At 69.9% G+C, this 12,615-nt stretch carries 9 protein-coding genes; 3 read left to right on the top strand and 6 right to left on the bottom strand.

The features are described 5' to 3' along the window. Window positions 1-73 precede the first annotated feature (73 nt). Together exaC and BN1197_RS07755 are read left to right on the top strand one after the other, a co-directional pair. A complete protein-coding gene (gene exaC, locus BN1197_RS07760; RefSeq protein WP_040157878.1) occupies window positions 74-1,597 on the top strand; it encodes an acetaldehyde dehydrogenase ExaC in 1,524 nt (507 codons plus the stop codon). A gap of 73 nt (window positions 1,598-1,670) precedes the next feature. Then, entirely contained in the window at window positions 1,671-2,324 is a 654-nt protein-coding gene (locus tag BN1197_RS07755; RefSeq protein ID WP_217991169.1) for an RraA family protein, read from the top strand. 76 nt (window positions 2,325-2,400) lie between these two features. Here BN1197_RS07755 and BN1197_RS07750 read toward each other — a convergent pair whose 3' ends face one another. From BN1197_RS07750 to BN1197_RS07740, 3 genes are all read right to left on the bottom strand, one after another. After that, entirely contained in the window at window positions 2,401-4,068 is a 1,668-nt protein-coding gene (locus BN1197_RS07750; protein ID WP_040157875.1) for a methyl-accepting chemotaxis protein, read from the bottom strand. A gap of 198 nt (window positions 4,069-4,266) precedes the next feature. Next, complete coding sequence (locus BN1197_RS07745) at window positions 4,267-5,247, bottom strand: 2-hydroxyacid dehydrogenase (protein WP_040157872.1); 981 nt, start codon at window positions 5,245-5,247, stop codon at window positions 4,267-4,269. A gap of 8 nt (window positions 5,248-5,255) precedes the next feature. Next, entirely contained in the window at window positions 5,256-6,449 is a 1,194-nt protein-coding gene (locus tag BN1197_RS07740; RefSeq protein ID WP_040157870.1) for a pyridoxal phosphate-dependent aminotransferase, read from the bottom strand. Window positions 6,450-6,712: 263 nt separating this feature from the next. Here BN1197_RS07740 and gdhA point away from each other — a divergent pair, with 263 nt between their 5' ends. Continuing rightward, entirely contained in the window at window positions 6,713-8,059 is a 1,347-nt protein-coding gene (gdhA, locus tag BN1197_RS07735) for an NADP-specific glutamate dehydrogenase (RefSeq protein WP_040157868.1), read from the top strand. Between the two features lie 119 nt (window positions 8,060-8,178). Here gdhA and BN1197_RS07730 read toward each other — a convergent pair whose 3' ends face one another. The 3 genes from BN1197_RS07730 to BN1197_RS17740 form a co-directional block, all read right to left on the bottom strand. Further along, window positions 8,179-8,643 carry an SRPBCC family protein gene (locus tag BN1197_RS07730; RefSeq protein ID WP_040158183.1) on the bottom strand — a complete coding sequence of 155 codons (465 nt, stop codon included), beginning with the start codon at window positions 8,641-8,643 and terminating at the stop codon, window positions 8,179-8,181. Continuing rightward, window positions 8,640-10,298, bottom strand: coding sequence for an ATP-binding protein (locus BN1197_RS07725; RefSeq protein ID WP_052466198.1), 1,659 nt, complete (start codon window positions 10,296-10,298; stop codon window positions 8,640-8,642). The genes BN1197_RS07730 and BN1197_RS07725 overlap by 4 nt, the downstream gene beginning before the upstream one ends. 69 nt (window positions 10,299-10,367) lie before the next feature. Next, the gene (locus tag BN1197_RS17740) at window positions 10,368-12,575 is read right to left on the bottom strand and encodes an MFS transporter (RefSeq protein WP_245851851.1); all 2,208 of its coding nucleotides are present in this window, start codon (window positions 12,573-12,575) and stop codon (window positions 10,368-10,370) included. Window positions 12,576-12,615: the final 40 nt, after the last annotated feature.

Genomic DNA, 12,615 nt, shown 5'->3' with positions numbered 1-12,615 from the left:
GGTTAGGGTGCGGTGCATCCGACGCGGCGTCCAGACGCTGGTCGGCCCGTCCCGTCGCAAAGGAGCGCAGCCCATGACCGTGTACGCCCCGCCCGGATCCGCGGACTCGAAGATCGAGGTCAAGGACCGGTACGACCACTACATCGGCGGCCGTTGGGTGCCGCCGGTCAAGGGCGAGTACTTCGACAACCCCACCCCGGTCACGGGCCAGGTGTTCACCCACGTCGCGCGCGGCACGGCCGAGGACATCGACGCCGCCCTCGACGCGGCTCACGCGGCCGCCGACGCGTGGGGCCGCACGTCGGTCACCGAGCGCGCTCAGGTGCTGCTCGACATCGCGGATCGCATCGCCGAGCACCTTGAGGATCTCGCGGTCATCGAGACGTGGGACAACGGCAAGGCCGTACGCGAGACCCTCAACGCCGACATGCCGCTCACCGTCGATCACTTCCGCTACTTTGCCGGAGCCCTGCGCGCCCAGGAGGGCGGCCTCAGCGAGATCGACGAGCACACGATCGCCTACCACTTCCACGAGCCGCTCGGCGTCGTCGGCCAGATCATCCCGTGGAACTTCCCGATCCTCATGGCCACGTGGAAGCTCGCCCCCGCGCTCGCGGCCGGCAACTGTGTCGTGCTCAAGCCGGCCGAGCAGACGCCGTGGTCGATCCTCAAGCTCATGGAGATCATCGGAGATCTCCTGCCGCCCGGCGTCGTCAACGTCGTCAACGGATTCGGCACCGAGGCCGGCAAACCGCTCGCGTCGAGCCCGCGCATCGCCAAGATCGCCTTCACCGGCGAGACCACGACGGGCCGGCTCATCATGCAGTACGCGAGCCAGAACATCATTCCCGTGACCCTCGAACTCGGCGGCAAGAGCCCGAACATCTTCTTCGAGGACATCGCTCTGGAGCGCGACGACTTCTACGACAAGGCGCAGGAAGGGTTCGCGTTCTTCGCGCTCAACTCCGGTGAGGTGTGCACCTGCCCGAGCCGCGCCCTCATCCAGAAGTCGATGTACGACGACTTCCTCTCCGACGGCATCGCGCGCGTCGAGAAGGTGAAGATGGGCAACCCCCTCGACACCGACACGATGATGGGCGCGCAGGCGAGCAACGACCAGTTCGAGAAGATCACGAGCTACCTCAAGATCGGCAAGGACGAAGGCGCCAAGGTCCTCACCGGTGGCGAGCCGGTCGACCTGGGCGGCGACCTCTCCGGCGGCTTCTACGTGCGGCCGACGGTGTTCGAGGGCAACAACGCCATGCGGATCTTCCAAGAGGAGATCTTCGGCCCGGTCGTCTCGGTCACCTCGTTCGCCGACGACGCCGAGGCGCTCGACATCGCGAACAACACCCTCTACGGTCTCGGCGCCGGGGTGTGGACCCGCTCGACCCACCGGGCCTACCGCATGGGCCGCGCCATCAAGGCCGGCCGGGTGTGGACCAACTGCTACCACCACTACCCGGCCCACGCCGCGTTCGGCGGGTACAAGCAGTCCGGCATCGGCCGCGAGAACCACCTCATGATGCTCGAGCACTACCAGCAGACCAAGAACCTGCTGGTCAGCTACGACACCAACCCGATGGGCTTCTTCTAGGCCCGAGAACGCCCGCGAGCGCCCGGAGTTCGCGCACGGGCCACCCGCCGCGGCCGCCCCTAGTATGGTCGGAGTGAACAGTGACGAGTTCAACGACCGAGCTGCACAGGCGGCCGCGGTGGGATGCGCCGCGTTGGTGGACGCGATGGGACGCCACCACTCCCACCGCGCTCATCTGCCGCCGTTCAGCAGCCCCGACCCGACCCGGCCGTTGTTCGGGCCTGTCTCGACGATCGCCTACCTGCCCTTCCGCGACGACCTGCCCCAAGCAGACAAGGGCTTCGCCGACCTCTTCTACGAAGCCCTCGGATCCGAGCCGCAGGGGCGAGTGCTGGTGCTGTCCAGCGGCGGCTACCCGGCCATCTCGCACGGCGGGGGCACCAAGCTGTCCCGCGGAGTCACCCAGCAGATCGCGGGGGTGCTCGCCGACGGCCTGTTGCGTGACTTCGACGAACTGCGCACCTACCCGTTCGCCACCTGGTGCCGAGGAGAAGCGACCAGGTGGGGTGGCGACACCGTGATGCCGTTCGCCGCGGACGTCGCCGTCGAGATCGCCGGGGTCACGGTGCAGCCGGGAGACTACGTGTACGCCGACACGTCCGGCGCGGTCGTGATCCCCGCGGCGAGTATCGACGAGGTCCTCGCCGAGGCCCACAAGGTCGACGCCGACGATGCCGCGTTCGTCGCGCAGATCAGGTCTGAGCGGCCGGAGGACTTCCTGGCCTGACGGCCGGTCCCTCGCGTGCCGTGCCCGGGTCACGAATGAACGAGGGCGTCGACCCCCGCCGTGTCCGAGGCCCTGCTCAGTACTGGAATCGACCGACGAGCTCGCGCAGCTGGGCGGACTCGTCGGTGAGCCTCTCGGCCGAACGGCGCAGGTCGCCCGAGGCGGCGGAAGAGTCGCTCGCAGCGCGAGAGGCGTCGGCGGCGGCACCGGCGATGTCCCGCGATCCGTCGGCGGCCACACCCACGCTGCGCGACATCTCCGTGGTCGTCGCCGTCTGCTCCTCCACGGCAGACGCGATCGTCGCCTGGCTGTCGTTGATCCGCGCGATGACGGCGGCGATCTCACCGATCGCCGCCACCGCGGTCTCGGTGTCGAGCTGGATGCGGGTGATGCGCTCGGAGATGTCCTCGGTCGCGCGGGCCGTCTCCTGCGCGAGCTCCTTGACCTCGCCCGCGACGACGGCGAAGCCCTTGCCCGCCTCGCCCGCGCGGGCCGCCTCGATCGTCGCGTTGAGGGCGAGCAGGTTGGTCTGCTCGGCGATGCCCGTGATCGTCTTGACGACGTTGCCGATCTCCACACTGCTCTGCCCGAGGGCCGAGACCGTCGAGTTCGCCTGGTCGGCCGCCTGAACGGCCGAGGCGGCCACACCGGCGGCGTCGTTGGCGCTGCGCGAGATCTCGCGGATGCTCGCGTCCATCTCCTCGGTGCCCGCCGACACCGTCGCGACACTGCCCGAGACGTCGTCGGCGGCCGCGGCGACCTGCGCCATCCGGCTCGACGCCGTGTCGGTCGAGCCCTGCACCCGGTCGGCGACGCCGCGCAACTCGTCGGAGGCATCGGCGACCGTGCTCGACGACTCCGACACCTGACGGATGAGGTTCTGCATCGCCACCCGGGTGTCGTCACACGACTTCGCCATCTCGCCGATCTCGTCGTCCGACATCGCCAGCGCCGGCACGGTGAGGTCGCCGTGCTGCATCGCGGACATCGAATCGCGCACCGAGTGCACCGAGCGCAGGATCCGTCGCGAGACCATCACCGTCGTCAGCACGATGGCGATCACCGCGGTGAGCAGGGCAAGGAGCGAGACGATCCGCATCTCGACGGCAGTCGACGCGGCCGCGTCCTGGGCCGCGGACACGTCGGACTCCGCGTCGGTGCGCAGCTGCCCGAGGTGCTCGTGCAGGCCCGTGTACACCTCCGCCGACCGGCGGAACGCGTCGTCGCCCGCGACCAACGCCTCCGGGCCGCCCTTGCGGTACGCACCGGCCGCCTCGGAGTCCAGAGCGACGAACTGGTCGAACGCGGTCCGGGTCTTGTCGACGAGGGCTCGCCGCTCGGGGGAGAGCTCGGCCTGGGCCAACTCGTCCAGAGCGGCCTGTGAACGCGCGACGACGTCGAGGAACGTCGCCCGCCGCTGCTGGTCGTCCCGCGCGCCCAGCTCGCCACCGTAGGTGTGGACGTCGGTGACGTAGGAGACCTGGGCCGATTTCGCGGCGGCGAGCAGGTCGTCGGCACGACGCGCCGCGCTCGCGGCGGAGGTGGCCGTCACCGCATCCGACGAGGTGCCGGTCATGCGCCAGACCCCCACCCACGTGAGAACGGCGAGCACGAGGATGCTGACCACCCCGATCGCCCCGATGATCGCGAGCTGCTGCCACAGTCGCAGCCGCCGCAGCGGGCCGCCCGCCGTGCGGGCGGGGCGGGTGAAGACGCGGGTACGAGGGGATCGTGGGCTCGTCACGGCGGCCGTCCTTGCGAGGAATCGGGAGACCTTCGACAGGTCGCGTCGACGGTTGCACCCCACATCGGCGGAATCGCCCCGTTGTGTAGCGACTTTGGCGCGCAGCCCCCGAGCACCGAGACAGCCGCCGCCCCCTCCCTCCCGGGGTTCGACGCCGGAAGGGCCGGAGGCGACGGCTGTCGCGACGAGGTTCGGGCCTCAGATCTTGGTGACCGGCGTCTCCGGCTTCTCCCCGGCGAGCACCGCGAGGGCGTTGCGCGCTGCGAGCTCGGCCATGGCCGTGCGGGTCTCCACCGTGGCCGAGCCGAGGTGCGGCAGGAGCACGACGTTGTCGAGTTCGAGCAGCCCTTCGTGGACCGTGGGCTCGTCCTCGAACACGTCGAGTCCGGCGCCCGCGATCTCGCCGTTCTTCAGTGCCTCGACGAGGGCCGCTTCGTCGACGATGGGACCCCGCGCCGAGTTGACCAGGTAGGCCGTCTTCTTCATCTTGGCCAGCGCGTCGGCGTCGATGAGGTGGTGCGTCGAGCCCTCCTGACCGGCCGGGATGAGCGGGCAGTGCAGCGACACGACGTCGGCGGTCGCGAGCAGCTCGTCGAGCTCCACCTTCTTGGCGCCGAGTTCGGCGGCCACCTCGGGTGCCATCTCGAACGCGTCGGTGTAGATCACGTCCATGCCGAACGCCTTGGCCCGACGCGCCATCGCGACACCGATCTGCCCGGCGCCGACGATGCCGATCGTCTTGCCCTGCAACCCCATGCCGAGCATGTAGAACATGCCCCACTGCCACGGGGTGCTGCTGCGGATGACCCGCTCGCCCTCACCGAAGCGGCGGGTGGCCATGAGCATGAGACCGAAGGCCGTGTCGGCCGTAGTCTCGGTGAGCACCTTGGGGGTGTTCGTCGCGATGACACCGCGCTTCTCGCACGCGGCCACGTCGATGTTGTTGTAGCCGACCGCGACGTTGGCGACGACCTTGAGCTGATCGCCGGCGGCGTCGAGGAACTCGTCGTCGACCTTCTCGGTGAGCAGGGTGAGGATCGCGTCGGCGCCCCTGATGAGCTCGAGACACGTCTCGCGCGAGATGCACTCGTCGTGGTCCCAGACCGTGACCTCGTGATGCTCCTCGAGGAGGTCGACGCCCTCCTGCGGGATGCGGTTGGTGATGACGACCTTCGCCATGATGCTCCTCAGCTCTCGATCCAGGACTTGAGCAGCCCCAGGCCCTCACGGATGTCCTCCTCCGGGAGCCCGGAGTAGGCGAAGCGCACGTACTGGCGGTCCTCGCCCGGCTGGGGGCGACCGAAGTGCTTGCGCGTGCAGAACGAGACGCCCGTCGCGTGCAGGGCCTCGGTGGAGAACGCGTTGACCTCGTCGATGCCCTTGGCCGCCATCGCGTCGGTGACGTCGGGGAACAGGTAGAACGTCGACTCCGGCTTGGCGAGTTGCACGCCCTTGGTGGTCGACAGCACGTCGAAGGCCGCGTCGCGACGCCCACGCAGGGTGTCGAGGATGGCCTTGACCTCGGTCTGGTCGCCGGTGAGCCCGGCCGCGCCCGCGTACTGGATGAAGTGCGTCGTGCACGACTCGTTGTTCGTGTTCATCGTGCTGATGACCTTGGCGACCTCCAGCGGTGCGATCGCCGCCCCCAGGCGCCAACCCGTCATGGCGAACTTCTTGCTGAACGTGTAGAGGATCACCGTGCGCTCGGCCATGCCGGGCAGCGCCGAGATGCTCTTGGACTCACCCGAGTAGCGCATCTCGAAGTAGGCCTCGTCGGAGAGCACCCACAGGTCGTGCTCGATGGCGAGCTGGGCCACGGCCTCGCGCTCGGCGTCGGTGGACTCCGCGGAGATCGGGTTCTGCAGGTCGTTGTAGATGATCGCCTTGGTCTTGGGCGTGATGAGTGAACGCACCTGGTCCAGGTCGATCGCGAAACCGGACTCGGTGGGCACGTACCGGTACGCCTTGGAGACACCGCCGAGGTACTCGATCTGCGACTCGTAGATCGGGAACCCGGGGTTGGGGTAGAGCACCTCGTCACCCGGGTTCATCACGGCCTGGAGGAACTTGGTGATGACCGGCTTGCCACCGGGCTGCACCACGACGTTGTCGGCGGTGTAGGTCGTGCCGCGGCGGGCGTTGGTGTCCTCGGCGAGGGCGTCGCGCAGCACCGGGATGCCGGCACCGGGGCAGTAGCCGGTCTTGCCGTCGGCGATCGCCTTGTTCATCGCCTCGGTGACGACCCGCGGCGTGGCGAGGTCGATGTCACCCAGGTGGAAGGGATAGATGCGGTGGCCCTTGGCCCCCCACTCGTTCGCTGCGAGGGACACGGCGAACGCTGTCTCCGTGCCGAGCCTCGACAGCCGCTCCGCCAATGGCATGGCGTCTCCTTTCGGCCGTTGTCCGGTCAGCGTAACGAGGCGTGGACGCGTCGTCCGACGGTTGAAAAAATCCCGGAGAAGGAGGCGGTACCGCAGGTGAGACGCCATATCGGGCAATCGTCGGACGCACCCGGGGTCCGTGTGCTAGACGCCGGTGATCCGCTGTCCCGATCCGGTTCTACAGTGGGGGCGAACGCGCGGGGTGCGCGATGAGACTGCCGCCCACCGCGCGCGTAGTCCCATCCAGACCCTCCGGAGGACCGATGACCAACGACCTTCACCCTGCTCTGGTCCCGATCTACGAGACCGTCCTGCGTCGCAACCCCGGTGAGACGGAGTTCCACCAGGCAACCTATGAGGTCCTCGAGAGCCTTCGGCCCGTCGTCGACAAGCGCCCCGAGTACGTGGAGGCGTCGGTCATCGAGCGCATCTGCGAGCCGGAACGCCAGATCATCTTTCGCGTGCCGTGGGTCGACGACCGTGGCAAGTGCCAGATCAACCGCGGGTTCCGCGTCGAGTTCAACTCCGCCCTCGGCCCCTACAAGGGCGGCCTGCGGTTCCACCCGAGCGTCTACCTCGGCATCGTCAAGTTCCTCGGGTTCGAGCAGATCTTCAAGAACGCCCTCACCGGCAAGCCGATCGGCGGCGGCAAGGGTGGGTCGGACTTCGACCCCAAGGGCAAGTCCGACGCCGAGGTCATGCGGTTCTGCCAGTCGTTCATGACCGAGCTGTACCGCCACCTGGGCGAGTACACCGACGTCCCCGCCGGTGACATCGGTGTCGGCGGCCGCGAGATCGGCTACCTCTTCGGGCAGTACAAGCGCATCACCAACCGCTACGAGGCGGGGGTGCTCACCGGCAAGGGCCTCACCTGGGGCGGTTCGCAGGTGCGCACCGAGGCCACCGGTTACGGGCTCGTCTACTTCGTCAACGAGATGCTCCTCGCCGAGAACACGACGTTCGAAGGCAAGCGGGTCGTCGTCTCCGGCTCGGGCAACGTCGCGATCTACGCCGCCGAGAAGGTCTCTCAGCTCGGCGGCACGGTCGTCGCGCTGTCGGACTCCGGTGGGTACGTCGTCGACGAGGGCGGCGTCGACCTCGACACGATCAAGGACATCAAGGAGGTGCGTCGCGGCCGCATCTCGGAGTACGTCCAGGGCCGGAACGCCCGCTTCATCGAGGACGGCTCGATCTGGGACGTGCCGTGCGAGATCGCGCTGCCGTGCGCGACCCAGAACGAGCTCGACGACGCGGCCGCGGCGACGCTGGTCAGGAACGGTGTGCGCGTCGTCGCCGAGGGCGCGAACATGCCGACGACCCAGGCCGGAACCCGGGTCCTGCGCGAGGCAGGCGTGAAGTTCGCACCCGGCAAGGCGGCGAACGCCGGTGGCGTGGCGACGAGCGCCCTGGAGATGCAGCAGAACGCGAGCCGCGACTCGTGGTCGTTCGAGACCACCGACGACCGCCTCAAGGAGATCATGCAGGGCATCTTCGGCAGCTGCATGATGACCGCCGAGGAGTACGGCATGCCCGGCGACTACGTGGCCGGGGCCAACATCGCCGGGTTCACCCAGGTCGCCGACGCGATGCTCGCTCTCGGCATCATCTGATCCGACCGGAACGCATCTCCTCGAGAGATCTCGTCCATGGCGGCGGGCACCGCGAGGGCCCGTCCACCTGCGAAGGTGGACGGGCCCTCGGCGTCGGGTGCTCCGGACTCGCGAACCGGTCAGCTCGCGACCGCGGCGGCCAGGCGCGCGAGGCTGCCCTCGAGCTGCTCCTCGGTGAGGAGGGGGAAGCTCACCCTCTTGAGCAGCTCCTTGTCGGTGACCTTGGACCAGTCGTAGGTGAGGGTGACCTCGGTGTCTCCGGCGTCGAGAGGACGCAGCTCCCACATCCACTCCCAGCCCTTGGGCTCGGTGCCGGCGGGGGCGGTCTGCCAGGCGACGAGCTTGTTCTCGTCGTAGCCGGTGACGTGGTTGTCGGTCTGGTAGTCGCCGCCCATGTGCTCGGCGTTCATGTTCATGGTGAACACCTGGCCCACTGCGGTGATGCGGTCGGTCTTCTCGTCGGAGACGATCTGGCCCGATCCGTCGATCTCCGCGTGCCGTTCGGGGTTGGTCAGCACCTCGAAGATGTCCTTCGCGGGCGCGTCGATCGTGCGGCTGACGGTGATCTTCTTCTCGTCACTCATGAGCCCCACTGTGCCGCGCCGCTATCCGATCCGCCACCGGGAAGATCCGGCGTCCAGCCCGCTCCGCCGACCACGCCGGCACCCTCCGGCGAGCCCGCGATGTCGTCGTCCGCCTTGGTCATGTCACCCCCGAGCAGGGTGCGGGTCATGCGGCTGCGGGTGGCGAGCAGGCCGTCGAGAGCGGCGTCGAGGTCGTCGGCGGTGGCGACGGGAGCTTCTCCTGAATCGCCGGACCCGTTCGAGTCGCCGTCGCCGGCCGTCGCCGTGGCGCGTTCGGCGGCGACCAGGGTGGTGCGTCGCAGCAGTTCCTTGAGGAACGACGCCGTGACGCCTTGCGCGCGCTCGAGGGCGGCGTCGATCCGCTCGTCGGACGCCTCGAGGCGCAGGTGTCCGCGATAGAGGTCGAAGAGGCGCCGGCGGGCGCTGAAGTCGGGCAGGTCGATGGCGACGGCCTCGTCGACACGGCCGGGGCGGGCCGCGAGCGCGGGCTCGAGCAGGTCGGCGCGGTTGGTCGTGAGCACGAAGGCCACATCGACGTCTCCGGCGATGCCGTCCATCTCGTTGAGCAGCTGGAACAGCATGGGGTGCTGCCCGGGGTGCATGCCGCGGTCCTCGGCGATGAGGTCGACGTCCTCGACGACGACGAGCGAGGGCGCGAGGGAACGCGCCGCCGAGCAGGCCTCGGCGATGAGATGCAGGGCGTCACCGCTCACCTCGATGACCGTGACCCCGGGCAGGGTGCTCACGAGGTAGCGCACCGTGTGGGTCTTGCCGACGCCGGGCGGGCCGTACAACAGGACGCCGCGCTTGAGGTGCTGACCGGCGGCGAGAAGCGCCTCGCGGTGCCGGGCGACACCGACGATCTGACGTTCGACGGCCGCGAGGACGTCGTCGTCGAGGATGAGGTCGGCGCGGGTCATCGAGGGGCGCCGGTGGAAGGCGAGGACGGAATCGCCACCGGCGAACATGTCGCCGCCGAACGACAGCACCTGGCCGCGGAAGACGTTGTGCTTCGAGGCGAGTCGTTTGAGCTCGGCCGCGATGCGGATGCCGGCGCCGGCGTCGGTCGAGGTGATCCCCACGGCGCTTCGGGGTTCACCAGGGAAGGCCTGGCGCACGTAGAGGGCGTGGGAGCCCTGCGCGTCCTCGACGAGGACGAGCGCCCGGGTCACACAGGCGAGAGTCTTGCCGTCGGGTCCGCACGAGCGGTTCGTGCGCTGGACCGGTCCGAGCCTCGCCTGGTCGGGGTCCGTCGATCCCATGAGCCCGGCGAGGTCGATCCCCTCGTCGTACCCGTGCACGCCGTGAACGGTGTGGGTGCGGCCGGGTTCGCCGAGCCAGACATCGAGGGCGCGTTGGACGTTGACCATCTCGTACCCCGCCCAGGTCTCGGCCACGACGTCACCGACACTGCCGCCGAGGTGTTCGCGCACGGCACCCGAGGGCACCGGCCGCTCCGGCGCACGGGCCACCTTGAGGGCCCCGCGCAGTCCGCGCCGGGCCAGTCGACGCAGGTCCGCGAGCTCCGGCGGCCGATCGAGGTCGGGCGCGTCGCCCGCGGGGTCGAGCCGGAGGCTCGACTGCGAGGCATACGGTGCGGTGGCATAGGCGCCGGGCATGGCCGGCCCCGCCGAGAACCATCCGAACGAACTCATCGTCTCCCCCGATCGTCGTGGCGATACCCCCCGCGGCCAGGCCGGCGTCGCGTCGTCGCGGACAGCCTGTCAGAGAACGGGCACGCGCGCCCGGGCGTCGGCGACGACGTCGAGGTCGATGCGCTCGACGAGCACGTCCTTGCGGTGGTCGAGTCGGGCCCGCACACCGCCGAGGGGGTCGATCAACGCGCTGCGTCCGATGCCGAGCGCGGCATTGCCCTTCGGGGCCCGCCACGGCTGGTCGGCGGCGAGCAGCCAGGCCTGGGCGTCCATGGCGCGCGAGCGCAGGAGCAGATCCCACTGCTCGGCCTTGCCGGGACCGTCGGCCCACGACGCGGGCAGCGCGATCAACTGCGCGCCGGAGCGGCCGAGGGCGGAGAACTGATCGGCGAAGCGCACGTCGTAGCAGGTCGCGACGCCGATGCAGACGTCGTCCTCACCGGCCCGGAGCGTGAACGTGACGTGCTCGGAGCCCGGGGCCACGTGGTCGGACTCCTTGTTGCCGAACGCGTCGTACAGGTGGATCTTGCGGTAGCTCGTCTCGACGCCGCCGCCGGTGACGAGCAGGGTGTTGTGGACACGGCCGGGATCGGCGGGTTCGAACATGCCGACGACGAGCGTGAGGTCGTGCTGGGAGGCGATCTGGCGCACACCGTCGGCGAAGGGGCCGTCGAGCGGCTCGGCGACCTTGCCGAGGTCGGTGCCGAAGCACGCCATCGTGGCCTCCGGGAACACCGCGAGACGAGCCCCGCGTCTCGCCGCCTCGGCCGCGGCCGACGAGATCGTCGCGAGGTTCTCGGCCGGGTCGGGCGTCGCGGAGACCTGGCAGGCGGCGACGGTGAGCATGGTCATGGGAACCTCCCGGGGCGAGGAACGATGTCGCCCCCACGATCCCACGCCTCGCCGGGTGACGACGGGGGACGGGGTCGCCGACGCCGCGGCCGAGGGGGAGGGCAGCGGGGGGATGCGGCGAAGGGCGAGGGTGAGCAGCAGTGTCACGACCGTGAGGCCGGCGCAGAGGGCGACGACCCAGGGCCAGCCTCCGTCGGACCAGGCCCGGCCGGCGATCGCACCGAAGACCGACGATCCGGCGTAGTAGGCGAACAGGTAGCCCGAGGAGGCCTGACCCTTGGCCGCGCTGCCCCGCGCCGCACGGGCGGCCACCCAGCCGCTCGCGACGCCGTGGACGGCGAAGAACCCGGCCGTCATCACTCCGAGGAAGGCGACGACGAGGACCACGGGCTCGACGAGCGTGCCGACCAGCCCCGCGAGCATGATGAGCGCGCAGAGGGGCGTGACCGTGCGCTGCCCCCAGCGGGAGGCGGCGCGGCCGGCGTACGTCGAGCTCACCGATCCCAGCGCGTACGTGAGGAACACGAGACCGACGACCCCGACCGTGTACCCGTACGGCGGGGCCATGAGCCGAAAGCTCATCGCGTTGAACACGCCGACGAACGCGCCCATCGCGGTGCCGCCGATGCCGAAGAGGCAGAGGAAGGCCGGATCGCGCACGATGGCACGGGTCGCCGCCGCGAGGTGTCCCATCGCGTTGAACACGCCGACGAACGCGCCCATCGCGGTGCCGCCGATGCCGAAGAGGCAGAGGAAGGCCGGATCGCGCACGATGGCACGGGTCGCCGCCGCGAGGTGTCCGGCGGTGGCGGGGGCGGGCGTGAAGCGGCGGCTGCGGGGGAGGAGCAGCCACACCGCCACCGCGCAGAGCAGGCAGACCGTACCGATGCCGACGAGCGCGGCGCGCCAGCCTCCGAACTCCGCCAACGCGCCCGTGACGAGACGCCCCGACATGCCTCCGATCGCCGTGCCGCCGATGTAGAGACCCGCGGCGCGGGCGGTCGCGCTGGGATGCACCTCCTCGGCGAGGTAGGCCATCGCGACCGCCGGGAGGCCGGCGAGGACGATGCCCTCGACGAGGCGGAGGCCGAGCAGGGTGTGCCACGTCGGGGAGAACCCGCCGGCCACCGAGACGACCGCGGCGGCGAACAGCGAGGCGTGCATGAGCGGGGTGCGGCCGAGGATCTCCGACACCGGGCCGGCGACGAGCAGCGTCGCACCGAGACCGGCGGTGGCGAACGAGACCGAGAGGGCGCTCACCCCGGGTGTGAGACCGAACTCGTCGGCGAGCAGCGGCAGCAGCGGTTGAGTGCTGTAGAGCAGCGCGAACGTGGCCACTCCCGCGAGGAACAGCGAGATCGTGATGCGGCGGTACTCACGGCTGCCGGGCAGGTGCCCCTCGAACACGTCGTCGGGCTGCGTCACGAGATCCTCGATCCGGGGTGGGCGTCGGGCAGGAGACCGA

It is taken from the genome of Mobilicoccus massiliensis (assembly GCF_000826525.2).
GTDB lineage: Bacteria > Actinomycetota > Actinomycetes > Actinomycetales > Dermatophilaceae > Mobilicoccus > Mobilicoccus massiliensis.
This window is presented reverse-complemented; position numbering and strand designations above follow the sequence as displayed.

Coding starts and splice junctions, on each gene's coding strand:
- exaC (WP_040157878.1), top strand. CDS start 74: ATGACCGTGTACGCCCCGCCCGGATCCGCGGACTCGAAGATCGAGGTC.
- BN1197_RS07745 (WP_040157872.1), bottom strand. CDS start 5,247: ATGGCGAAGGTCGTCATCACCAACCGCATCCCGCAGGAGGGCGTCGAC.
- BN1197_RS07740 (WP_040157870.1), bottom strand. CDS start 6,449: ATGCCATTGGCGGAGCGGCTGTCGAGGCTCGGCACGGAGACAGCGTTC.
- gdhA (WP_040157868.1), top strand. CDS start 6,713: ATGACCAACGACCTTCACCCTGCTCTGGTCCCGATCTACGAGACCGTC.
- BN1197_RS07730 (WP_040158183.1), bottom strand. CDS start 8,643: ATGAGTGACGAGAAGAAGATCACCGTCAGCCGCACGATCGACGCGCCC.
- BN1197_RS07725 (WP_052466198.1), bottom strand. CDS start 10,298: ATGAGTTCGTTCGGATGGTTCTCGGCGGGGCCGGCCATGCCCGGCGCC.